The organism is Variovorax sp., from assembly GCF_965279555.1.
In the GTDB taxonomy this organism is placed as follows: Bacteria; Pseudomonadota; Gammaproteobacteria; order Burkholderiales; family Burkholderiaceae_C; genus Variovorax.
Genome location: NZ_OZ257247.1, coordinates 5,268,060 through 5,289,570 on the forward strand (window position 1 = coordinate 5,268,060; position 21,511 = coordinate 5,289,570).

The 21,511-nt window shown below is 67.7% G+C and carries 21 protein-coding genes and 1 pseudogene; 14 read left to right on the forward strand and 8 right to left on the reverse strand.

Annotated features, from left to right (window positions below):
• Positions 1-124 precede the first annotated feature (124 nt).
• Together ACQY8B_RS24670 and gap are read left to right on the forward strand one after the other, a co-directional pair.
• Complete coding sequence (locus tag ACQY8B_RS24670; protein ID WP_422084335.1) at positions 125-2,227, forward strand: transketolase family protein; 2,103 nt, start codon at positions 125-127, stop codon at positions 2,225-2,227.
• Between the two features lie 55 nt (positions 2,228-2,282).
• Positions 2,283-3,284, forward strand: a complete 1,002-nt coding sequence (gene gap / locus ACQY8B_RS24675) for a type I glyceraldehyde-3-phosphate dehydrogenase (RefSeq protein WP_007828559.1) — start codon at positions 2,283-2,285, stop codon at positions 3,282-3,284.
• Between the two features lie 44 nt (positions 3,285-3,328).
• On the opposite strand, the gene ACQY8B_RS24680 is transcribed toward gap, so the two are convergent.
• Complete coding sequence (locus ACQY8B_RS24680) at positions 3,329-3,880, reverse strand: hypothetical protein (protein ID WP_422084336.1); 552 nt, start codon at positions 3,878-3,880, stop codon at positions 3,329-3,331.
• 68 nt (positions 3,881-3,948) lie between these two features.
• Entirely contained in the window at positions 3,949-4,257 is a 309-nt protein-coding gene (locus ACQY8B_RS24685; RefSeq protein ID WP_422084337.1) for a putative quinol monooxygenase, read from the reverse strand.
• 131 nt (positions 4,258-4,388) lie between these two features.
• On the opposite strand from ACQY8B_RS24685, the gene ACQY8B_RS24690 reads away from it, so the two are divergent.
• The 3 genes and pseudogenes from ACQY8B_RS24690 (at position 4,389) to ACQY8B_RS24700 (ending at position 6,207) form a co-directional block, all read left to right on the forward strand.
• Complete coding sequence (locus ACQY8B_RS24690; RefSeq protein ID WP_422084338.1) at positions 4,389-5,714, forward strand: Nramp family divalent metal transporter; 1,326 nt, start codon at positions 4,389-4,391, stop codon at positions 5,712-5,714.
• 7 nt (positions 5,715-5,721) lie between these two features.
• A pseudogene (locus tag ACQY8B_RS24695) lies at positions 5,722-5,862 on the forward strand (tripartite tricarboxylate transporter substrate binding protein); the annotation flags it as partial.
• Positions 5,863-5,916: 54 nt separating this feature from the next.
• On the forward strand, positions 5,917-6,207 hold the full coding sequence (locus ACQY8B_RS24700) for a YciI family protein (protein ID WP_422084339.1): 291 nt from the start codon (positions 5,917-5,919) through the stop codon (positions 6,205-6,207).
• Between the two features lie 8 nt (positions 6,208-6,215).
• Here ACQY8B_RS24700 and ACQY8B_RS24705 read toward each other — a convergent pair whose 3' ends face one another.
• Positions 6,216-7,289, reverse strand: a complete 1,074-nt coding sequence (locus ACQY8B_RS24705) for a pirin family protein (RefSeq protein ID WP_422084340.1) — start codon at positions 7,287-7,289, stop codon at positions 6,216-6,218.
• 142 nt (positions 7,290-7,431) lie between these two features.
• A complete protein-coding gene (locus ACQY8B_RS24710) occupies positions 7,432-7,854 on the reverse strand; it encodes a VOC family protein (RefSeq protein ID WP_422084341.1) in 423 nt (140 codons plus the stop codon).
• A 158-nt stretch (positions 7,855-8,012) separates the two neighbouring features.
• Here ACQY8B_RS24710 and ACQY8B_RS24715 point away from each other — a divergent pair, with 158 nt between their 5' ends.
• Together ACQY8B_RS24715 and ACQY8B_RS24720 are read left to right on the forward strand one after the other, a co-directional pair.
• Positions 8,013-9,587 carry a CHAD domain-containing protein gene (locus ACQY8B_RS24715; protein WP_422084342.1) on the forward strand — a complete coding sequence of 525 codons (1,575 nt, stop codon included), beginning with the start codon at positions 8,013-8,015 and terminating at the stop codon, positions 9,585-9,587.
• A gap of 8 nt (positions 9,588-9,595) precedes the next feature.
• Positions 9,596-10,285 (forward strand): hypothetical protein, encoded by a 690-nt coding sequence (locus ACQY8B_RS24720; protein ID WP_422084343.1) that lies wholly within the window; start codon positions 9,596-9,598, stop codon positions 10,283-10,285.
• A 10-nt stretch (positions 10,286-10,295) separates the two neighbouring features.
• Here the strand turns inward: ACQY8B_RS24720 and ACQY8B_RS24725 are convergent, their stop codons facing one another.
• Together ACQY8B_RS24725 and ACQY8B_RS24730 are read right to left on the reverse strand one after the other, a co-directional pair.
• Positions 10,296-10,772 (reverse strand): FKBP-type peptidyl-prolyl cis-trans isomerase, encoded by a 477-nt coding sequence (locus tag ACQY8B_RS24725; protein WP_422084344.1) that lies wholly within the window; start codon positions 10,770-10,772, stop codon positions 10,296-10,298.
• Between the two features lie 40 nt (positions 10,773-10,812).
• On the reverse strand, positions 10,813-11,739 hold the full coding sequence (locus tag ACQY8B_RS24730; protein ID WP_422084345.1) for a LysR family transcriptional regulator: 927 nt from the start codon (positions 11,737-11,739) through the stop codon (positions 10,813-10,815).
• Positions 11,740-11,866: 127 nt separating this feature from the next.
• Here ACQY8B_RS24730 and ACQY8B_RS24735 point away from each other — a divergent pair, with 127 nt between their 5' ends.
• From ACQY8B_RS24735 to ACQY8B_RS24760, 6 genes are all read left to right on the forward strand, one after another.
• Positions 11,867-12,454 (forward strand): NADPH-dependent FMN reductase, encoded by a 588-nt coding sequence (locus ACQY8B_RS24735; protein WP_422084346.1) that lies wholly within the window; start codon positions 11,867-11,869, stop codon positions 12,452-12,454.
• The gene (locus ACQY8B_RS24740) at positions 12,451-13,305 is read left to right on the forward strand and encodes a pirin family protein (RefSeq protein ID WP_422084347.1); all 855 of its coding nucleotides are present in this window, start codon (positions 12,451-12,453) and stop codon (positions 13,303-13,305) included. The genes ACQY8B_RS24735 and ACQY8B_RS24740 overlap by 4 nt, the downstream gene beginning before the upstream one ends.
• Positions 13,306-13,385: 80 nt before the next feature.
• Positions 13,386-14,588, forward strand: coding sequence for a M20 aminoacylase family protein (locus ACQY8B_RS24745; RefSeq protein ID WP_422084348.1), 1,203 nt, complete (start codon positions 13,386-13,388; stop codon positions 14,586-14,588).
• A 48-nt stretch (positions 14,589-14,636) separates the two neighbouring features.
• On the forward strand, positions 14,637-15,611 hold the full coding sequence (locus ACQY8B_RS24750) for a tripartite tricarboxylate transporter substrate-binding protein (protein WP_422084349.1): 975 nt from the start codon (positions 14,637-14,639) through the stop codon (positions 15,609-15,611).
• Positions 15,612-15,709: 98 nt separating this feature from the next.
• Positions 15,710-16,168: a helix-turn-helix domain-containing protein gene (locus ACQY8B_RS24755; RefSeq protein ID WP_422084350.1), complete on the forward strand. Its 459-nt coding sequence runs from the start codon at positions 15,710-15,712 to the stop codon at positions 16,166-16,168.
• 20 nt (positions 16,169-16,188) lie between these two features.
• On the forward strand, positions 16,189-17,493 hold the full coding sequence (locus ACQY8B_RS24760) for a HipA domain-containing protein (RefSeq protein ID WP_422089104.1): 1,305 nt from the start codon (positions 16,189-16,191) through the stop codon (positions 17,491-17,493).
• 5 nt (positions 17,494-17,498) lie between these two features.
• Here the strand turns inward: ACQY8B_RS24760 and ACQY8B_RS24765 are convergent, their stop codons facing one another.
• Together ACQY8B_RS24765 and ACQY8B_RS24770 are read right to left on the reverse strand one after the other, a co-directional pair.
• Complete coding sequence (locus ACQY8B_RS24765; protein ID WP_422084351.1) at positions 17,499-18,485, reverse strand: tripartite tricarboxylate transporter substrate-binding protein; 987 nt, start codon at positions 18,483-18,485, stop codon at positions 17,499-17,501.
• A gap of 57 nt (positions 18,486-18,542) precedes the next feature.
• Complete coding sequence (locus ACQY8B_RS24770) at positions 18,543-20,540, reverse strand: acetoacetate--CoA ligase (protein ID WP_422089105.1); 1,998 nt, start codon at positions 20,538-20,540, stop codon at positions 18,543-18,545.
• 114 nt (positions 20,541-20,654) lie between these two features.
• Here ACQY8B_RS24770 and ACQY8B_RS24775 point away from each other — a divergent pair, with 114 nt between their 5' ends.
• Positions 20,655-21,428: a Crp/Fnr family transcriptional regulator gene (locus ACQY8B_RS24775; RefSeq protein WP_422084352.1), complete on the forward strand. Its 774-nt coding sequence runs from the start codon at positions 20,655-20,657 to the stop codon at positions 21,426-21,428.
• The last annotated feature ends 83 nt before the right edge of the window (positions 21,429-21,511 follow it).

The following is a 21,511-nucleotide window of genomic DNA, read 5'->3' on the forward strand; positions in this document are numbered from 1 at the left end:
GGCTGCCGCACAAGAACATCAGCAGGGTGTTCGGGCCGTATCGGCAGGCGTTCGGGCTCGCCCGGTAAAATCGCGGGTTCCCCCCTATCCCACCCACCCCTTTTCCCCCGAAAGTCCCATGCCCATGGCAAACCAAGCCCTGATGGCCAACGCGATCCGCGCGCTGGCTATGGATGCCGTTCAACAAGCGAATTCCGGACATCCGGGTGCACCGATGGGCATGGCCGACATGGCCGTCGCACTCTGGGGCGAACACCTGCGCTACAACCCCGCGAACCCGCATTGGTTCGACCGCGACCGCTTCGTGCTTTCGAACGGCCACGCCTCGATGCTGCTGTACTCGGTGCTGCACCTCACCGGCTACGACCTGCCCATCGGCGAGCTGAAGAACTTCCGCCAGCTGCACAGCAAGACCGCCGGCCACCCTGAAGTCGACGTGACCCCGGGCGTGGAAACCACCACCGGCCCGCTGGGCCAGGGCATCACCAACGCCGTGGGCTTCGCGCTGGCCGAAAAGCTGCTGTCGGCCGAGTTCAACCGCAAGGACCACGCCATCGTCGACCACCACACCTACGCCTTCCTGGGCGACGGTTGCATGATGGAAGGCATCAGCCATGAAGCCTGCGCACTCGCCGGCGCCTGGCACCTGAACAAGCTCATCGCGCTGTACGACGACAACGGCATCAGCATCGACGGCCAGGTCAAGCCCTGGTACATCGACAACGTGGCAGAGCGCTTCCACGCCTATGGCTGGCACGTGATCGGCCCGATCGACGGCAACGACGCCGCCGAGGTGTCGAAGGCCATCGCCAAGGCCAAGCAGTCGACCGACAAGCCCACGCTCATCAACTGCAAGACCGTCATCGGCAAGGGCAGCCCGAACCGCGCCGGCACCGCCAAGGCACACGGCGAGGCGCTGGGCGCCGAAGAAATCAAGCTCACGCGCGACGCCATCGACTGGCACTACCCGCCCTTCGAGATCCCGGCCGAGGTCTACGCCGACTGGGACCACAAGGAAGCCGGCGCCAACATCGAAGCCGAGTGGAACGCCAAGTTCGCCGCCTACGCCGCCGCCTACCCCGAGCTGGCTGCCGACTTCACCCGCCGCATGAAGGGCGAGCTGCCCAAGGATTTCCACCAGGTCGCGTTCGACACCGTGGTTGCCGCCCACACCAAGGCCGAGACCGTGGCCAGCCGCAAGGCCAGCCAGCTCGCGCTGGAAGCCTTCACCGCCGCGCTGCCTGAAATGCTCGGCGGCAGCGCCGACCTGACCGGCTCCAACCTCACCAACACCAAGAGCACGCCCGCCCTGCGCTTCGATCCGAAGACCGGCGCCGTGGTCATGAACGTGCCGGCCGCCCCCGCCAAGCAAGGCGCCGAAGACGAAGCCAAGCCCGAAACCCCCGCCGAAGCACCGCACGGCACCATCGGCCGCCACATCAACTACGGCGTGCGCGAGTTCGGCATGGCGGCCATCATGAACGGCGTGGCGCTGCATGGCGGCTACATCCCCTACGGCGGCACCTTCCTCACCTTCAGCGACTACAGCCGCAACGCCATCCGCATGGCCGCGCTGATGAAGCGCCGCGTGATCCACGTGTTCACCCACGACTCCATCGGCCTGGGCGAAGACGGCCCGACCCACCAGTCGATCGAACACGCCGCCTCGCTGCGCCTCATTCCCAACCTGGACGTCTGGCGTCCGGGCGACACGGCAGAAACCGCCGTGGCCTGGGCCGTGGCGCTGCAGAACCAGTCGCGCCCCACGGCGCTGCTGCTGAGCCGCCAGAACATCGCCTACGCACCCAAGAGCGAACTCGGCGACATCAGCCGCGGCGCCTACGTGCTGTCCGAGCCGGAAGCCGTCGGCCTCAAGAGCAAGAAGACGGCCGCCGTCATCATCGCCACGGGTTCCGAAGTGCAGCTCGCACTGGCCGCTCAGAAGCTGCTGGCCGAAAAGAAGATCGCCGTGCGCGTGGTGTCGATGCCCTCGACCACCACCTTCGACCGCCAGGACCTGGCCTACAAGAAGGCCGTGCTGCCCAAGAAGCTGCCGCGCATCGCCGTCGAAATGGGCTGCACCGGCGGCTGGTGGAAGTACGGCTGCGCCGCCGTCGTGGGCATCGACACGTACGGCGAATCGGCGCCCGCGCCGGTGCTGTTCAAGCACTTCGGATTCACGGCGGAGAACGTGGCCGCCACGGTGGAAGCGGCGCTGCGCGACTGAGTCCCTCGCCGGTTCACGACAGACAACAAGTTTTTCAACCTTAGGAGCAAGTCAGATGGCTATCAAACTCGGTATCAACGGCTTCGGCCGCATCGGTCGCAACGTGCTGCGCGCGGCAGTGCAGAACTTCAAGAACGACATCGAAATCGTTGCCATCAACGACTTGCTTGAGCCCGACTACCTCGCCTACATGCTCCAGTACGACTCGGTGCATGGCCGCTTCAAGGGTGAAGTGACGGTCGAAGGCAACACGCTGATCGTGAACGGCAAGAAGATCCGCCTGACGCAGGAGCGCGACCCGTCGCAGCTCAAGTGGAACGAAGTCGGCGCCGACATCGTGCTCGAATCGACCGGCCTGTTCCTCACCAAGGAAACGGCGCAGAAGCACATCGACGCGGGCGCGAAGAAGGTCATCCTGTCGGCACCGTCCAAGGACGACACCCCCATGTTCGTCTACGGCGTGAACGACAAGAAGTACGCCGGCGAAGCCATCATCAGCAACGCCAGCTGCACCACCAACTGCCTGGCCCCGCTGGCCAAGGTGCTGAACGACAAGTGGGGCATCAAGCGCGGCCTGATGACCACCGTGCACGCAGCCACCGCCACGCAGAAGACCGTGGATGGCCCGAGCAACAAGGACTGGCGCGGCGGCCGCGGCATCCTGGAAAACATCATTCCCTCGAGCACCGGCGCCGCCAAGGCCGTGGGCGTGGTGATCCCCGAGCTCAACAAGAAGCTCACCGGCATGAGCTTCCGCGTGCCGACCTCCGACGTGTCGGTGGTCGACCTGACGGTCGAGCTGGTGAAGGAAGCCACGTACAAGGAAATCTGCGCCGAAATGAAGGCACAGAGCGAAGGCGCGCTCAAGGGCGTGCTGGGCTACACCGAAGACAAGGTCGTCGCCACCGACTTCCGCGGCGACCCGCGCACCTCGATCTTCGACGCCGAAGCCGGCATTGCGCTGGACGGCACCTTCGTCAAGCTCGTGAGCTGGTACGACAACGAATGGGGCTACTCGAACAAGTGCCTGGAGATGGTGAAGGTCGTGTCGAAGTAAGGCTTCGACGCTTCAATGAGAAACGCGCCCGAGGGCGCGTTTTTTCATGGCAAGGACAAGTCGGGTATCTGCTCGGACGCATAGCGCGCAAGGAGCCCGCGCAATCCCTCCGCGTCGTAGCTGCGAGGGCCTGCCCAGGCCAGCCGCTCTTGAAGTTCCTGGTCTCGCTTGGCGTTCGGCACGAGCATCTGCATGCTCTCCTGCAGGCGGATTCCGCCGCTTGTGAGCCAGGCCACGGAAAACATCAGCGAGTCCAGATGTTTCCCCCAGTAAAGCTGGGCGAGGACCCAGGCTTCCGTGTTGCCAGCCAGGCCGTATTCCAGCGCCGTGTCGTCCAGGGCCTGCTTGAACGTTGCCCAATCCGAGGGATGCTCCCCTTCGCGGAAATTGCCTGCGCCGGGGGCGCCCATGGCCTGGGCGATCTGCGCATGAAGCGAGGCGATGAATGCGGGTTCGAGCGACACCTTGCTTTCCCTGGCCGATGCGACAACGCTGTGCCACCCCGACTGAATGGCGGCTTCGAGCGCTTCGGCCGATGCGGTGATTGGACCCCAGTTTCCAAGCGCCAGCTCGATGCGAGCCAGTGCGCGTGCCAAGTCTGGGGCCCGAAGTTCGGCGTCCTCCCAGATAGTCGCGCCGCAAGCGAAGGCCACGAGCGGGAGACTCAAACCGGCTCGAGCACGTGAATCAGCTTGCCCGCCGTCAGCTCCTTGGTCTTCTCGCTGTGCGCCTTCATGTGCGGCGCGACCGCGTGGGCCTGCAGGTGGGCCAGCGTTGCCCATTTCTCGATCACGACGAAGGTGTCCTCGCCGAAGCTGGCCTTCGACGTCGGGATGCCTTGCGCATCGACTGTCGCGCCGTATTCGATGCAGCCCTCTTCGGCCAGCACGGCCGCGCGGTTGGCGGCAAAGGCTTCGAGCAGTGCGGTGCGCTGGCCCGGCTTGGCGGTGATGACTGCGACGACGTGGATCATTGAGAAAGTCTCCGAGGGTTGATGTGATGGGGTGACGAATCGGTTTGCGAACGCCGAATCTAAGAGATCCGGCACTGCTGCGCTGGTCCGGTCCGCGACAACGCCGCGGCCTTGTCCCTATCATCGCCGGGATGTTCTTCCCGCTGCCCCGCACGGCCACGGCGCCTTTCTGCCCCTCCGAAGTGAAGGGCAGCGTGGCCGTTCCGCAGGAACTGCCTTTCTTCAGGAAGTTGATGCGCTACGCGGGCCCGGGCCTCCTGGTGTCGGTCGGCTACATGGACCCGGGCAACTGGGCGACCGACATCGAGGCCGGCTCGCGCTTCGGCTACGGCCTGCTGTTCGTGGTGCTGCTGGCGAGCCTCGCGGCAATGCTGCTGCAGACGCTGTGCGTGCGCCTGGGGCTCGTGGCCCAGAAAGACCTGGCGCGCGCCTGCCGGGAGCATTACTCGCCGCGCGTCAACCGCTTGCTGTGGCTGGGCGCCGAGCTGGCCATCGTGGCCTGCGACCTTGCCGAGGTGCTGGGCAGCGCGCTCGCGCTGCACCTGCTGTTCGGCGTGTCGATTCCGGTGGGAATCGCCATCACGGCCTTCGACACGCTGCTGGTGCTGGGCCTGCAGGGCGCGGGCTTTCGCCGCGTGGAGGCCATCGTGCTCGGGCTGGTCGGCACCATCGCGGGCTGCTTCGCGGTCGAACTGATGATGGCGCCGCCCAATTGGTTCGGCGTGGCGATGGGCTTCGCGCCGAGCCTGGAGCGGCTGCACCAGCCGGGCGCGCTGTACCTGGCCATCGGCATCGTCGGCGCCACCGTGATGCCGCACAACCTGTACCTGCATTCGTCCATCGTGCAGACCCGCCTCGTGGCCGATACCGAACCGGCGCGGCGCGAGGCGGTGCGCTTCTGCACGCTCGACGCGGTGGTGTCGCTGTCGCTCGCGCTGCTGGTCAACGCGGCCATCATGGTGCTGGCGGCCAGCGCCTTCCATGCCACCGGCCACCGCGAAGTGGCGGAAATCGACGACGCCTACCGCCTGCTCGAGCCCGTCGTCGGCAGCGCCTTCGCGGCCACGCTGTTCGGCATCGCGCTGCTGGCCTCGGGGCAGAGCTCGACCTTCACCGGCACCATCGCGGGCCAGATCATCATGGAAGGCTTTCTCGACCTGAAGATCCCTTGCTGGCAGCGCCGGCTGATCACGCGCGCGCTCGCGCTCGGCCCGGCCTTCCTCGGCGTCTGGTGGTTCGGCGACGGCGGCGTGGGCAAGATGCTTGTGCTCAGCCAGGTGGTGCTGAGCTTCCAGCTGCCGTTCGCGATGTGGCCATTGATTCGCTTCACCAGCAGCCGCGCCATGATGGGCGGCTTTGCCAACGGGCCGGTGCTCAAGTCGCTGGCGTGGGGCCTGTTCGGCGTGATCAGCGCGGCCAACGTGTGGCTGGTGGCGTCGGTGCTCAGCGGCGGTTGAGCGAAGGCTCGCGCCGGCGGCCACGCCGAAGGAGATCGTCGCGCGCCTGAATGCGGAGATGGTGAAGATCATCCAGTCGCCCGACTTCGCGCAGCGCATGCAGGCCATCCGCGCCGAGCCGCTGGGCGGCACGCAGGAAGAGGCGGCCGAACTACCGAACTTATAGGATGGGGGCTTCCTCGTTCACTCTCTGGCCTCATCCATGTTCATCGTCACCCTTACCTACATCCGCCCGCTCGAAGAGCTCGACGCGCTGATGGATGCGCACGTCGCCTGGCTGAAGAAGCACTACGAAAGCGGCCTGTTCGTGGCCTCGGGCCGGCAGGTGCCGCGCAAGGGCGGCGTGATCCTGGCGCGTTCGGGCGACCGCGCGGCGCTGGAGGCTTTGCTGGCGCGCGATCCGTTCGTGCAGGACGGCGTCGCGCGCACCGACGTGATCGAGTTCGTGCCCAGCATGACCGCGCCGGGCGCTGAAGTCCTGAAGACGCTCTGAGCCGGGGCTCAGGCTTCGGGCAATTCCTCTCGCCCGCCCGGGTGTCTTGCGAAGCGCGCGGCCTCTTGGCCGTGCACCGGTGCCGAGTCGTCCCAGGGCCAGCCGCCGAACTGGGTGCGGCGGTAGTCGGCCATGGTCTGGCTGATCTCGGCCTGCGTGTTCATCACGAAGGGGCCGTACTGCACCACCGGCTCGGCGATCGGGCGGCCCTGCAGCACCAGGAACTCGCTCTCGCTGTCGCCGTTGGCGATCTCCACTGCCGCATCGCCGCGCAGTTCGATGGCCGCCGGGCCTTCCACGCGCCGGCCCGCGACGAAAGCCGCCACGCCCTTGAAGAAGTACAGCATGCGCCGCGTGCCCTCGCCGCTGGCGGCCGGCAGCGTCCATTGCGCGCCGGGCGTCATCTTGAGCGTCCAGATCGCCACGTCGGCATCGGCCTGCGAGGCCCATGAGTCGGGCGGCGGCGCCAGCGGCTGGATCGGGTCCTGCCCGTTGACGGCGTCGCCGAGCCGGCCGGCGATTACGGCGACCTCGGTGCAGCCGCCCTTCGCGTCGTCGGACGAGAAACGCGGAATGGCGTCGGACCAGAACATCGTGAAATGCGGCTCGGCCATCTTGCTGCGCGCCGGCAGGTTCAGCCAGATCTGGAACAGCTCCAGCGGGTTCGGCGCGCCGGCGTCGAGCAGCGGGAACATCTCCGAATGCACGATGCCCTTGCCGGCCGTGAGCCACTGCACGTCGCCGCCGCCGAAGCGCGCGGTGGCGCCCAGCGAGTCGGAGTGATCGACCAGGCCCTTGCGCACGATGGTCACGGTCTCGAAGCCGCGGTGCGGGTGCGAGGGAAAGCCCGGCACCTTGTCGCCGTGGTACATGCTCCAGCCGTCCTTGCGGCTGAAGTCCTGGCCGATGTCGCGCCCGGCCAGCGAGGCGGCCGGGCTCATGCTCCCGTCGCCTTGCGGATAGGCATCGTCGTGGTAGACGCAGAACAGGAACGGGTCGATCGTCTGCCACGGGAAACCGAGGGGCGCGACCCGCACGACGGGGCTGTTGTCTTGTTCGGGCATGGGGCTATTCCTTTTCATGGGGGGCTCGGCCGATGATGCCGCGCCGGTGAAAGGAATATCGGGGCGCCGCCCCCGTCCGGTAGGGGCCTTCCGTGCAACAGTGAAGAGCGCGTATGGAACGATCGGCATCGTTCTGCTTCTTCAACGGTGTGGCGTCACGTCACTGGTTCTGGTGCGTCACGACGGCGTTCGGGTCCATGTACATCAGCTCCCACAGGTGGCCGTCGATGTCCTGGAAGCCGTGGCCGTACATGAAGCCGTAGTCCTTCGGTTCGCCCGGGATGGTGCCGCCCGCGGCCTTGGCCTTGGCCACCAGCTCGTCGACCTCGGCGCGGCTTTCGCACGACAGGCACAGCAGCACTTCGGTGCTCGTGCTGGTGTCGGCGATGCTCTTGCTCGTGAAGGTCTTGAAGAAATCCTCCACCAGCAGCATGGCGTGGATGCTGCCTTCCTGGATGACCATGCATGCGGCATTGGCGTCGGTGAACTGCGCGTTGAAGGTGTAGCCCAGCGCGGCGAAGAACGCCTTGCTCTTCTCGAGGTTCTTGACGGGGAGGTTCACGAAGATCTGCTTGGTGGCCATGGTGTCGTCCTGTATCGGTTGAGGGTGATGTGGATGTTTCGCGGCGTTTTGTGTACGCCGTCCACAAAAGATACCAAAGAAAATGGACGGCGTCCACATGATTTTCCAGGCAGGGGATTTGGCGGCCCTGCGTGGCGGGGCGGGCATCATGGCGCCCTATGGAAATCGAGTTCAAGTTCTGCATTCCCGCCGGCCGCCTGAGGGCCGTCGAAGCCGCCCTGAAACGCGGCACCGTCGTGCGCACCCGCCTGCAGGCCCGCTATTTCGACACAGCCGACCAGCGGCTGGCCGCCGACGGCATGGTGCTGAGGCTGCGCAAGGAGGGCCGGCGCTGGGTGCAGACCGTGAAGGCCACCGGCGACAACGCGCTGCACCGGCTGGAGCACAACGTCGATCTGGGCACGGCCGGTGCCACGCCGGCCATCGACCCGCAGCGCCATCAGGGCACGCCGGTGGGCGACAGGCTCGCGAAGCTGCTGGCGGACGGCGGCGGCGTGCCGCTGGTCGAGCGGCAATCGACCGACATCGTGCGGCTCACGCGCGACGTGCGCGTCACCGGGCCCGGCGGCGCGGTGGTCGAGATGGCGCTCGATGTCGGCAAGGTCGTCGCGCACGCGGGCACGCCCGAGCAACGCGCATCGCCGGTGTGCGAACTGGAGCTGGAGCTCAAGCACGGCGACGTGCAGGGCCTGGTGTCGCTCGCGCGGCGCTGGTCGCAGCAGCACGGGCTGTGGTTCAGCACTGTGTCGAAGGCCGAGCGCGGCGCGCGCCTGCTCGCGGCGCAGCAAACGGTGGAAGCCGTGAAGGCCGAGACCCCGCGCTTCTGCGGCCACCACCCGGACGGCCGCGCCATCCAGCAGGCGGTTGTTGCCTCATGCCTGGCGCAGATGCTGCCGAACGCGAGCGAGATCGCCGCGGGCAGCCAAGACGAGGAGCAAGTGCACCAGTTGCGCATCGGCATGCGGCGGCTGCGCACCGCGCTGCGCGAACTGGCGGGGCTCGACACCGCCTCCGGCCCTTTCGATGCAGACGCATGGGAGCCGCCCCTGGTCGAAGCCTTTCGCGCGCTCGGCGAGTTGCGTGACCGCGAGCAGGTGGTGAAGCTGGCGCAGCCCCGCTTGCGCGAGGCAGGCGCGCCGGAGTTCGACCCGCTGGCCGGCGATGCGGCGGCGAAAGGCGCCCCTTCAGCTGGAGACGCCGTGCGCGCCGCGGCGTTCCAGAACGTGCTGGTGTCGCTGATCGGCTTTACCGCTGCCGGCCCGACGAAGGTTGCGTCGCCAAGCGAAGGCGAAGAGACGCCGCCTGCGGCCCCGGCGCCCCTGGATGCCGACGCCGCCCGGCGCATGCTGCGCAAGCGGCTGCAGCGCCTGCACAAGCAGGTGATGCGCGACGGCGAACGCTTCGAATCGCTGGACACCGAAAGCCAGCACCGCGTGCGCAAGCGGCTCAAGCGCCTGCGCTACCTCGCCGAATTCGTCGCGCCGCTGTTCGATGCGGCAGACAAGGGCGGCGCCGAGCGCTACCTCAAGGCGCTGCGCCCCGCGCAGGACGCGCTGGGCGAGTTCAACGATGAGGCCGTCGCGCTCGCGCTCTACCGTGAAGCGACGGCGCACGATGCGCGCGCGTGGTTCGCCGTGGGCTGGTTCAGCGCGCGCCATGCGGCGGGCGCAAGGGCCTGCGCCAAGGCGCTGGGGAAGATCGACGAGGCCGCCAGGTTCTGGAAGAAGAAATAGGAAACCAGATGGATGAGCTGCTGCAACTGCGATTCAGGCTCGAGCCGGAAGACGCCGAACTGCTTGCCGAAGCGGCCCTGGAACGCCGCCTCGAGGAACACGACCGGCAGTCGGAGCGCCTTCATGCGGCCGTCCAGCGGCTGGTGCCACGCGCACTATCGGTTCTGCTGATGGCCGCGCCCGTGCTCGCCATCGGGCTTCTGTATGCGCTCGAACCCCGACCGGTTCGTCCCGAGTTCTGGATCAGCTCGGCAGTGGCAGTCGTGCTGTCGGGGCTGGTGCTGTGGCTTTTTCGCGCACGTCTGGTCGAGCGCTTAGCCGCCCTGGGCTCGCGCCGCAGTGCGAGGATCCAGCCGGCCATGCGGGACCGCGTGGCCCGCGCACTGCATCGAGCGGTCACGCGCTCAGCGACCAGGGCCGTCGGCATCCACGAGGTGACGATCAGCGCGCAGGGGCTGAGCCTCATGGCGCCCCAAAGCAGCAAGGCCGCTGTCGTACCGTGGCAGAAGCTGACGCGCATCGAAGAAGGCGAGCGCTTCTACCGGCTCTACACCCAGGCCACCGAGCGCTTCGGACTCAGCTATCTGGTGGCAAGGCACAGCACCGAAATGGACGCCGCCGCCTACGAGGCCGGCCTGCAGCGCCTGCTGGCGCGAAGCCCCGTGAAGCCGGTGCCGCGCAGCAGCAGCAGCCGCTAGAAGAAACAGATCAGTGATGGTGCCCGTGGGCGCCATGCACATGCCGGTGCTCGATTTCCACCGGCAGCGCCGCACGCACGTCCGTCACCTGCAGGCTGAACTTCAGCGCCTTGCCCGCCCACGGATGATTGCCATCGAGCAGCACGACCGGGCCCTTGATCTTCGTCACGGTGAACACATGCTCGGTGCCATCGTCGAGCCGGCCCTGCAACTGGCCGCCCACCTTCACGCCCGGTGGAAAGTCGGTCTTGGGGATGCTGCGCACCAGCGTTTCGTCGCGCTGGCCGAAGGCGTCTTCGGGCGAGAGGTTCAGCACGGTCTGGTAGCCCTTCTCCTTGCCGTCGAGCGCTTCCTCGATCTTGGGCAGCGTGTTCTCGTAGCCCCCATGCAGGTAGGCCATCGGCTCGGGGCTCGCCTCGATGAGCTTGCCCTGGGCGTCGGAGACCTTGTATTTGATGGTGACGACGGTGTCTTTTTCGATTTTCATGGGGAGGCATTTTCAGTGGAAAACGAAAAGAACCCGCTGCCTAGGCTTTCCCCTGCGATGCCGGCTCGCGCAGTGCGTCCATCTGATCCAGCTTGCCCGTTACCAGTTCGATGAATGCCGACACTGCCAGCGGCAGATGCCGGCGGCTCGGATACACCACGTTGAGCCCGCGGCCGGTGTACTCGTACTGCGGCAGCACCCGCACCAGTCGTCCTTCCTGCTCGTCGCGCGTCGCCATCGCCGGCGGCAGCTGAGTGATGCCCAGCCCGGCCAGCGCCGCCCTGCGCAGCGCCTGCGCGGTGTTGCCTGTGAATCGGCCTGTCACCTGCACTTCTTCTTCCTCCCCCCCGGGGCCCGCCAGGCGCCAGATCGTGTGGCCGCTGGGGTGCGGCGGCGTCACGCAGTCGTGGTCCGCCAACTCCTGCAACGTCGCGGGCACCCCTCGGCGCGCGATGTAGGCGGGGCTCGCCAGCAGTCCGCCGCTTCGCGTCATCAGCCTGCGCCCGATGTAGCCCGAATCGCGCAGCACGCCGCCACGAAAGGCCACGTCGATCCGTTCCGCGATGAGATCGGCTGGCGCGTCGCTCAGCACGAAGTCGAGCCGCACCAGCTGATGCGCGGCCAGGAAGTCGGCCACCCATTCCATCGGGAAGAAATCGAAGAAATCCGCCGGCGCTGCCACGCGCACGAGGCCGCTGGGCTCCTGGCCGCCGGCCGCCAGCGCCTGGCCGGCGGCGGCCAGTCCGTCGACCAGCCCCGCGCATTGGTCGTGAAAAGCCTGCCCGGCGTTCGTCAGCGTCAGCTTGCGCGTCGAGCGCTGCATCAGCCGGGTGCCCAGTTGCGATTCGAGCTGCTGGATGCGCCGGCTCACGGTGTTGGGCGGCAGGCCCAGCCTGCGGGCCGCCTCGGCAAAGCTGCCGTGGCGCACCACCTGCACAAACATGGCAACGTCGTTGAGGTCGAGCATGGCGGGTTGATTCCTTCGTTTGATGGACGAGTGCAATCCGACTCTACCGCCTATTCGATCAATGGGTGCGTGCCTAAGCTTCTGTCCATGGCCTCGCGGCCTTCATTCACCCGCCCAGGAGCACCCCATGACCTCACAACCGCAACCCCGTATCGGCATCGTCATCGCCTCGACCCGCGAAGGCCGCTTCGGCGAAAAGCCCGCGCAATGGATCCACGAGATCGCGCAGCAGCGCACCGACCTCGCCTTCGAGCTGGTCGACCTGCGCGACCATCCGCTGCCCTTCTTCAACGAGGCGTCGGCGCCCGCCTGGGGGCCGGTGAAGAACGAGGCCGCGCAGCGCTGGCAAGCCAGGCTGGCCACCTTCGACGGCCTGATCGTGGTCACGCCCGAATACAACCACGGCCCCAGCGCGGTGCTGAAGAACGCGATCGACTGGGCCTACAAGGAATTCATCCGCAAGCCGATCGGCTTCGTGGGCTACGGCGGCGTGGGCGCGGCGCGCGCGGTCGAGCAACTGCGGCTGGTGGCGGTCGAGATGCAGATGGCGCCGGTGCGCCATGCGGTGCACATCGGCATGGTCGAGTTCATGGGCATCTGGCAGCAGGGCAAGAGCTTCGGCGACTTCCCGCATCTCGCGCAGGCCGCCACCGGCATGCTCGACGACATCGCGTGGTGGGCCAAGGCGCTGAAGACCGCGAGGGAGGCAGCATGACCACCGCCGTCGATACACAGGCCCGCGCGGTGGTCTACCGCACGCGCGGCAGTTCGCACGGCTCGATCACCCGGCTCGTGAGCCCCGGCGACCTGGGCGAATTCCTGAAGCCCTTCGTGTTCCTCGACCTCTTCGGCTTCAACACCGAAGGCGGCCACAAGGGCTTCGGCCTGCATCCGCACTCGGGCATCGCCACGCTGACCTACCTGATCGAAGGGGACACGCTGTACGAAGACACGACCGGCGAGCAGGGCACGCTGCGCGGCGGCGGTGTGGAGTGGATGCGCGCCGGCAACGGCGTTTGGCACACCGGCGCGCCCGCGCCGGGCGTGAAGCGAGTGCGCGGCTTCCAGCTGTGGGTGGCCCTGCCGCCTTCGGAAGAAAACGCGCCTGCGCAAAGCATGTACCTCGCACCCGCGCAGGTGCCGCGCGAAGGCCCGACGCGCGTGCTGCTCGGGCGCCACGGCGCGGCGCAGAGCGCCATTGCCGCGCCCGCGTCGATGAACTACCTGGCCGTCGAACTGAAAGACGGCGAGCGCTGGCGCTACACGCCGCCTGCCGGCCACACGGTGGGCTGGGTCGCGGTCGACGAGGGTGGCCTCGGCACGGGCGACGCGCGGGGCGGGCCGATCGGCGCCGGCGAACTCGCGGTGTTCGAGGAGTCGAACGACGCCGTCGATTTCGTCGCGCATGGCGACACGGCCTTCGTGCTGGGCTCGGCGGTGAAGCATCCGCATGAGCTGGTGATGGGCCACTACTCGGTGCACACCAGCCGGGCGGCGCTCGACCAGGGCGAGGCCGAGATCCGCCGCATCGGCGCAGCGCTGAGGCAGCAAGGCCGACTCTCGTAAGCCTGCATGCGCGTGGCGCGCGGCTGCGCCAGAATCGTTCGCTTCCGGTCGAACGACTGACTCGCAGCCCACGCCCCGCCATGAACATTGCCGATTCCTTTGCCGACATCTCGCGCTTCGTCGAGATCCGGCGCGACATCCACGCCCACCCCGAACTCGGTTTCGAGGAACACCGCACCTCCGAGAAGGTCGCGAAGCTGCTCGCCGAATGGGGCATCGAGGTGCACCGCGGCATTGCCGGCACCGGCCTCGTCGGCGTGCTGCGCAAGGGCAACGGCAGCCGCACCATCGGCCTGCGCGCCGACATGGACGCGCTGCCGCTGCACGAGGCCAACGAGTTCGCCCACAAGTCGACCAACCCCGGCCGCATGCACGCCTGCGGCCACGACGGCCACACCACCATGCTGCTGGCCGCCGCGTGGCACCTGTCGCAGCAGGGGCCGGACGACTTCGACGGCACGGTGCATTTCATCTTCCAGCCGGCCGAGGAGATGGGCAAGGCCGGCGCCAAGAAGATGATCGACGAAGGCCTGTTCGAGCGCTTTCCTTGTGACGCGGTCTTCGGGCTGCACAACTTTCCGGTGGGCGACGTCGGCCGCTTCGCGCTCAATGAAGGCGCGCTCATGGCCTCGAGCAACACCTACAAGATCACCGTGCGCGGACGCGGCACGCACGCCTCGATGCCGCACACGGGCATCGACCCGGTGGCGGCGGTGGTCAACCTTGCGCAGCAGCTGCAGACCATCGTGGCACGCACCATTCCCAGCACCGAGCGCGCGCTGCTCGCGGTCACGCAACTGCAGGGCTCCGACGCGCCCAACGTGATTCCCGACGTGGCCACGGTCGGCGGCACCATCCGCACTTTCTCCATCGAGGCCATCGACAAGATCGAGGCGCGCCTGCGCGAAGTGGCCGCGGGCGTGGCGGCGGCGCACGGCTGCACGGCCGAGGTGTATTTCAACCGCTCGTCGCCGCCGACGGTGAACCACGCGGCAGAGGCGCGCTTTGCCGCCGGCGTGATGCGCGAGGTGGTGGGGGACGACATGGTCACCGACAACTTCCCCGCCGTGATGGGCGCCGAAGACTTCGCGCACATGCTGCTCGCGCGGCCCGGCTGCTACGCCTTTTTGGGCAACGGCGACGGCAACCACCGGCTCGACGGCCACGGGCCCGGCCCTTGCATCATCCACAACACCTCGTTCGACTTCAACGACGAGATCATCCCGATCGGTGCCAGCTACTTTGTGAAGCTGGTGCAGCGCTGGCTGCCGTCGGGCGCCTGAAATTCCTCCCCTGTGTTGATGACGATGAAAAAGAAAGCGGCCCCCACGATGCCTTCGACCCTGTTCTCCCGGCGTTCCCTCGGCACGCTTGCAACGGCTGCCGCGCTCTGTGCCTTCGCACCGGCCCATGCGCAGCAGCGCGTGATCCACATCGTCGTGCCCTTCGGCACCGGTGCGGTGCAGGACACGGTGGCGCGCGCCTTCAACAACGAGCTGGGCGCGGCGCTCGGCGCCAGCGCCATCGTCGAGAACCGCGCGGGCGCGGGCGGCACCGTGGGCGCGGCGCTGGTGGCACGCGCGCCGGCCGACGGCAACACGCTGCTCCTGGCGGCCGCGAGCCACAACATCGCGGGCTTCCTCTACAACAAGCTGAGCTACGACCCGCTGAAGGACTTCGTCGGCGTGGCCAACGTCGGCAATGCGGGCTACGTGCTGGCGGTGGCGGGCGGCATGGGCGTGTCGAACACGGCCGACTTCATCAAGGAGGTCAAGGCGCATCCGGGCAAGTACAACTACGCCTCGGCCGGCAACGGCAGCGCCACGCACCTCGCGATGGCGTCGTTCCTGGCGAAGGCGGGGCTGCAGATGACGCACATCCCGACCAAGTCGACCGGCGAGGCCGTCAACGAAGTGCTCGCGGGCCGCGTGCAGGCGGTGATCTCGTCGAGCATCGGCGTGATCGGCTTCCAGGACGACGCACGCATCAAGCTGCTGGCCTCCACCGGCCAGTCGCGCAGCCCCTTCCTGCCCAGGCTGCCGACCGTGGCCGAAAGCGGCCTGCCCGGCTATGCCTTCGACTCGTGGATCGGCCTGCTTGCACCGGCTGCCACGCCCAAGGCGGAGGTCGAGCGCATCAACGCCGCGGCCAACAAGGTGCTGGCCGACCCGGCGATCCAGGAGCGCTTCAAGCGCCTGGGCGTGGAGCCGCGCAGCCAGAGCGCGGAAGAATTCCAGAAGCTGCTGCGCTCGGACTGGGATGCGATGGGCGTGGTGGTGAAGGCGTCGGGCGCGAAGATCGACTGAGTGGCCGAAGAAATAAAGGCTAAGGCCGATAGCCCGTAAAAATAAGGCAAAGCCGATATTTTGACAAAACAAGGCAAGGCCGATATTCTGAGTCCACGATGGACTATCCCCTGCGCTTTGTCGACCAGCTGCGGACGCACCTCAAGGCCTTGCGGAAGCAGCGCGGCCTGACGCAAGCGCAGGCCGGCGCCCTCATCGGCGTCAGCCAGGCCCGCGTCGCGGAAATCGAGGCGAACCCCGGCGCGGTCAGCTTCGAGCAACTGATGAAACTGCTGTCGGCGCTGGGAGCGTCCTTTTGCCTGCGCGACGAGGCTGCGCAAAGCCGCGTGCTCGTGGCCGCTGAAGAGCCCGCGCAGTACGACGCAGTGAAGCTCCCGCCCGGCCCATGGACCGCCACGCAGATGAGCGACCAGTCGGTGCTGGTGCGCCTGGAGTCCGAATCGCCGGGCGCACCGGGCGAATCGCTTCGGGCGCTCCAGGCGCTGAATCCCGGCAAGGACATCAAACCCACGTCGCGCCGGAGCTTCGTCGTGCGGCCGAAGAGGGAGTCCTGGTGACGCAGGCCCTGGACGCCTGGATGAACGGAGCGCGCGTAGGCACCTGGCTCGTCGACCGTGGCGCCCATTCCTTCCGCTACGACCCGGCCTGGCTGGAATCGCCCCGGCGGCGTTCGCTGTCGCTGTCGATCCCGCTCAACAGCACGCTCGAGGTCCGCGGCGAGGTGGTCCGCAACTACTTCGACAACCTGCTGCCCGACAACGACCGGATTCGCGCGCGGCTGCGCAACCGCTTCCGGCTCAAGGACGCCACGACCTTCGGCCTGCTCGAAGCCATCGGCCGCGACTGCGTCGGTGCCGTGCAACTGCTGCCCGAAGGGGCCGTGCCGGAAGGCTGGAACGCCATCAACTGCGAGCCGCTGGACGAGGCACAGATCGCCGAGCTGCTGCAGGCCGTTCCGTCCGAAGACGCCCCGCAAGGCATGCGCGACGAAGACCTGTTTCGCATCTCGCTGGCCGGCGCGCAGGAAAAGACGGCGCTGACCCGCTGGAACGACGCATGGTGCCGGCCGCACGGCGCCACGCCCACCACGCACATCGTGAAGCTGCCGCTGGGGCTTATCGGCGGCTCCAGGCGCGTGGACGCCTCCGACTCGGTGCAGAACGAATGGCTGTGCGCGCAGATCGTCGAGGCCCTCGGCCTGCCGGTGGCGCCGACTTCCATGGCCACCTTCGGCGGGCAGACGGTGCTCATCGTGGAGCGCTTCGACCGCGAATGGATGGACGGCGGCACCTGGATCGCGCGCCTGCCGCAGGAAGACTTCTGCCAGGCCCTGGGCCTGCCGTCCGACAAGAAGTACGAGCAGCACGGCGGCCCCGGCATGCCGAAGTGCCTGCAGCTTCTGCAAGGCAGCCGGAGCGCGAACGACGGCGCGCGCTTCCTGCTAGCGCAGCTGGCCTTCTTTCTGCTCGCGGCCACGGACGGGCACGCCAAGAACTTCTCGATCCATCTCCAGCGGGGCGACGCCTACGAGATGACGCCGCTGTACGACGTCATCTCGATGTGGCCGTATTTCGGCGATGGCGCCAATCAGTTCCAGCCGCGCAAGGCGGGCCTGGCAATGGCCATCCGCTCAAGGAACACGCACTACGTGTTCCAGGCCATCCAGGCCCGCCACTGGCATGGCCTGGCCATGAAGAACGGCGGCATCGACGTCTGGAACGCCATGCTCGGCCTGGTGGCCTCGGTGGACGCCGCGCTGGAAGAGGTCGAGGCGCTGCTGCCACCTGACTTTCCCGCGCGGACCTGGGAGACCATTTCGCAGGGCATGCGAGGCGAGGTGAAGCGCTTCCTCGCGGGGGCCGACGCCATCGCTGCCCAGTAAGCCGCTCAGGACTCCGAGGTAAAGCCGATCTGCCGGACCAGCGGCCCCCAGCGCTCGTACTCGGCCTTCTGGTCGGCCGCCATGTCCTGCGGCGAGCTGGCGTTTGCGACCAGGCCGACCAGGGCCAGCGCGTCCACGACGGCCTTGTCTTTCAGCGCCTGGGTGATGGCGGCGTTGGCGGCGGCGATGGTGGCGGCGGGCGTCCTGGCGGGCGCGTAGAAACCGAACCACTCCTCGGAGGTCACGTCGGGGTAGCCCAGCTCCGTGAATGTCGGCACGTCGGGCAGGAAGGGCGAGCGCTTCTTGCCGGATGTCGCCAGCACGCGGATGCGGCCGGTCTTCATGTACTGCAGATAGTCGCCGCTGGGGTTCATGGCGGCGGCGATCTGCCCGCCCACGAGGTCGGTGATGCTGGGCACGGTGCCGCGGTAGGGAACGTGCTTGATCTCCACGCCCGCGCGCATGCCCAGCAGCGCGCCCAGCAGGTGCGGCATGGAGCCGGCGCCGGGCGAGCCGTAGCTGGCCTTCTCGGGATGGGCCTTGGCCCAGGCCAGGAAGTCCTTGAGCGTCTTGACCTCGGCGGGCACGGCGGGCCCCACCGCCAGGCCATGGAACATGATCGCGCCGATGGACACCGCCGTCACGTCTTCCGGCTTGTACGTGAGCTTCGGGTAGATGTACGGGTAGACCGACAACGCCGACACGGGGGCCAGTGCCAGCACCGAGCCATCGGCCGGCGCGGCCTTGAGTGTTTCCAGCGCAATGCGGCCACCCGCGCCGGGCTTGTTCTCCACATAGCCCGGGTTCTTGCTGTAGGCCGTGCCGCCGAGCTTTTCGGCCACGCGGCGCGCCACGCTGTCTCCGGCGCTGCCGGCGGGGAAGCCGTAGATGACCTTCACCTGGTCCAGTGCCTGCGCAATGGCCGGGAAGGGCATCAGCGCCCCCGCGGTGGCGGCGCCGGCCATGGTGTTCAGAAAGTGACGTCGTTGCATGGTTTTGTCTCCTTGAGTGTGTATGCGTATGGAAAAAACTGAGGGGGAGCGCCGGCTTCAGGCGGCCGTGCGCTCGCGGGCGTAGTCGATGAAGAAGGCGAGGCTTCGAGGGTTCTGCATGCTGTCGGGGCTGGCCACCTTGTCGGCCGGGGCGCCCAGCAACAGCCTGCGCACCGGCACTTCCATCTTCTTGCCGCTGAGCGTTCGCGGAATCTCGGCCACCTGGATGACGTCGTCCGGCACATGGCGCGCCGAGGCCTTGGTGCGGATGTCGGCGCAGATGCGCTCCTTGAGTGATGCATCGAGCGTCGCGCCCGGCTGCAGGACGACGAACAAGGGCATGAACGACGGCCGGCCCAGGTACTCCAGATCGACCACCAGGCTGTCGCGCACCTCGGGCAATTGCTCCACCACCCGGTAGATCTCCGCCGTGCCCATGCGGATGCCGAACCGGTTGATGGTGCTGTCCGAGCGGCCATAAATCACCGCGCTGCGCCGCGGCGTGAAGCGAATCCAGTCGCCGTGCCGCCAGACATGGGGGAAAGTCGTGAAGTAGCTTTCGCGGTAGCGCTGGTGCTCGGGATCGTTCCAGAAGTACAGCGGCATCGAGGGCATCGGCCTGGTGATGACCAGTTCGCCCACTTCATCGACCACCGGCCGGCCGGCGTCGTCGAAGGCGTAGGCCGCCACGCCCAGCTCGGGGCACTGGATCTCGCCGGCATGCACCGGCAGGCTGGGAGCGCAAGCCACGAACCCCGAGGCGATGTCGGTGCCGCCGCTGATGGAGGCCAGCCAGAGGTCCGGCTTGACGGCCTCGTAGACCCAAAGGTAGGCGTCCACCGGCAGCGGCGAGCCGGTCGCGTTGATGGCGCGCAGCCGGTCCAGCTTCGCGATGTCGCGCGGGCGCAAGCCTTCCTTCATGCAGTTGACCAGGTAGGCCGCACCGCAGCCGAACAGCGTGACGCCCTGCTCGTCGATGAAGCGCCACAACGCCTCGGCATCCGGCCAGTTGGGGTTGCCGTCGAACATCACGATGCTCGCGCCGGTCAACAGCGCGCCCACCTGCAGGTTCCACACGATCCATCCGGTGCTGCCCAGGAACAGCAGCCGGTCCCCCGCGCGGAGGTCGTGCTGCAGCGCCATGGTCTTCAGGTGCGTGAGCACGATGCCGCCGTGGCCGTGCACCATCGCCTTGGGCAGGCCGGTGGTGCCGGAGGAATAGACGATCCATAGCGGGTGGTCGAAAGGCAGGCGCTCGTAGTGCGGCGGCGCGCTGTTGCGCAGTGCCTCGGCCCAGTCGACGCGGTCGCGCCATTCGGGGGCAGGCGCTTCGTCCGCGGCGCCCGGCACGTGGACCACACGCTTCACGCTGGGCAGCTCGGCCAGCAACTCCTTGACCTGGGCGATGCGATCGTGGCGCTTGCCGTTGTAGCGGTAGCTGTCGGCCGCCAGCAGCAGGCAGGGCTCGATTTGCCGCAACCGGTCCAGGACCACGCCCGGGCCCATGTCCGGCGCGCAGCTGGACCAGATGGCGCCGATGCTGGCGCAAGCCAGGAAAGCGACGACGGTCTCCGGCCAGTTGGGCAGATAGCCGGCCACCCGGTCGCCCGGGCCGATGCCCCAGGCGCGCATCTGCCCGGCCAGCGCGGCGACGTCGCGTTCCAGTTCGGCCCACGACACGGTGCGCAACGGCGCGCCTTCCCTGCGCGCGACGATCGCCGGACTTGCCGGGTCCATGGGCGCCCGGCGAAACAGGTTCTCGGCGTAGTTCAGCTGCATGCCCGGGAACCACTGAGCACCGGGCATCTCGCGGCGGCCCAGTACCGGTTGCGGATCTCCATGGCCGACAACGCCGAAGTACTCCCACACCGATTGCCAGAAAGCATCCAGCGCTTCCACCGACCACTGCCAAAGCGCCTCGTAGCCACCGGCCGGCACGCCGTGGCGGTCTGCCAGCCACTGCTGGTAGTCGTGCAGGCGGCTGGCGCGGATCTGTTCGGCCGAAGGTGACCACAGCAGTTGGGCGCGGGCTTCGGAGGTGGTCGAGGTGTGCATGTAGTGGCCGGGTGAATCCAAGGTGCCGCCGCTTGGGCGGGTTGGGCCGGATTGTTCGGGCTAGGTTGAAGCGTTACTGTTGAAACAGGGACATTTGGAGGAAGGGTTTACCCGTTGAAAACGAAGCTGGACGATCTGCCGATTGCGCCTGATGACGGCACATCGCATGGCATGCCGCCCCGGCGCCTGAGCGTGGGCGAACCTGCGGGTTTCGGGCTGGACGAGCTGTTGCGCCTCTCGCCCTGGTACGCAATGCTCCCGGCCCCGGCACAGGGCTGGATCCGGGAGCGTGCCCGCGAACACCGGGTGGCGCAGGGCCAGCTGCTGGCCCGGCGGGGTGAGATACCGACGGCCTGGTTCGGGCTCGCGCAGGGGCTGCTCAAGAGTTCGGTGCTCGCGGCCGACGGACGCAGTTCCACGCTCGGCGGCATCCTGCCGGGCTGCTGGTTCGGCGAAGGCGCACTGCTGCGCGGCATGCCGCGCCATGCCGACTACGTGGCGCTGCGCGACAGCCGTGTCGTGCTGCTGCCGCTGGACGATTTCGCCCGTCTGCTGCAGGAGCAGCCGGTGTTCAAGGACTTCGTGTATTCGCAGATCAACGAGCGCCTGCATTACTTCATGGACCATGTGGGCGATGTGCGGCTGATGCGCGGCCCCGCGCGAGTGGCAAATGCGCTGTGCGGGCTGGCGCATGTGCTGAACAACCCGCTCGGCCTGGTCCACCTGCCCATCGCGCAGGACGAACTGGCCGCCATTGCCGCCGTTTCGCGTCAGCGCTGCAACCGTGCACTGCAGCACATGCAGGCACAAGGCTGGCTGCAGGTCGGCTATGGACACCTGACCCTGCTGGCGCTCGCCCCCATCGCCGACATGGCGCGCGCCGGCTGACGCATTCTTCGGCAGCGGCCGGGGGCGCGAACGCGGCTTGTAGGACGCCGCTGGATCGACAACGCGCCGTCGGCGCTCATGCC

Bases quoted from the DNA above. Each gene is read 5' to 3' on its own strand.
- ACQY8B_RS24735 (WP_422084346.1), top strand. From the start codon at position 11,867: ATGACCTCACAACCGCAACCCCGTATCGGCATCGTCATCGCCTCGACC.
- ACQY8B_RS24705 (WP_422084340.1), bottom strand. From the start codon at position 7,289: ATGAAAAGGAATAGCCCCATGCCCGAACAAGACAACAGCCCCGTCGTG.
- ACQY8B_RS24710 (WP_422084341.1), bottom strand. From the start codon at position 7,854: ATGGCCACCAAGCAGATCTTCGTGAACCTCCCCGTCAAGAACCTCGAG.
- ACQY8B_RS24765 (WP_422084351.1), bottom strand. From the start codon at position 18,485: ATGCAACGACGTCACTTTCTGAACACCATGGCCGGCGCCGCCACCGCG.
- ACQY8B_RS24700 (WP_422084339.1), top strand. From the start codon at position 5,917: ATGTTCATCGTCACCCTTACCTACATCCGCCCGCTCGAAGAGCTCGAC.
- ACQY8B_RS24730 (WP_422084345.1), bottom strand. From the start codon at position 11,739: ATGCTCGACCTCAACGACGTTGCCATGTTTGTGCAGGTGGTGCGCCAC.
- ACQY8B_RS24745 (WP_422084348.1), top strand. From the start codon at position 13,386: ATGAACATTGCCGATTCCTTTGCCGACATCTCGCGCTTCGTCGAGATC.
- ACQY8B_RS24670 (WP_422084335.1), top strand. From the start codon at position 125: ATGGCAAACCAAGCCCTGATGGCCAACGCGATCCGCGCGCTGGCTATG.
- ACQY8B_RS24685 (WP_422084337.1), bottom strand. From the start codon at position 4,257: ATGATCCACGTCGTCGCAGTCATCACCGCCAAGCCGGGCCAGCGCACC.
- ACQY8B_RS24690 (WP_422084338.1), top strand. From the start codon at position 4,389: ATGTTCTTCCCGCTGCCCCGCACGGCCACGGCGCCTTTCTGCCCCTCC.
- ACQY8B_RS24770 (WP_422089105.1), bottom strand. From the start codon at position 20,540: ATGCACACCTCGACCACCTCCGAAGCCCGCGCCCAACTGCTGTGGTCA.
- ACQY8B_RS24755 (WP_422084350.1), top strand. From the start codon at position 15,710: ATGGACTATCCCCTGCGCTTTGTCGACCAGCTGCGGACGCACCTCAAG.
- ACQY8B_RS24750 (WP_422084349.1), top strand. From the start codon at position 14,637: ATGCCTTCGACCCTGTTCTCCCGGCGTTCCCTCGGCACGCTTGCAACG.
- ACQY8B_RS24715 (WP_422084342.1), top strand. From the start codon at position 8,013: ATGGAAATCGAGTTCAAGTTCTGCATTCCCGCCGGCCGCCTGAGGGCC.
- gap (WP_007828559.1), top strand. From the start codon at position 2,283: ATGGCTATCAAACTCGGTATCAACGGCTTCGGCCGCATCGGTCGCAAC.
- ACQY8B_RS24740 (WP_422084347.1), top strand. From the start codon at position 12,451: ATGACCACCGCCGTCGATACACAGGCCCGCGCGGTGGTCTACCGCACG.
- ACQY8B_RS24720 (WP_422084343.1), top strand. From the start codon at position 9,596: ATGGATGAGCTGCTGCAACTGCGATTCAGGCTCGAGCCGGAAGACGCC.
- ACQY8B_RS24760 (WP_422089104.1), top strand. From the start codon at position 16,189: ATGAACGGAGCGCGCGTAGGCACCTGGCTCGTCGACCGTGGCGCCCAT.
- ACQY8B_RS24725 (WP_422084344.1), bottom strand. From the start codon at position 10,772: ATGAAAATCGAAAAAGACACCGTCGTCACCATCAAATACAAGGTCTCC.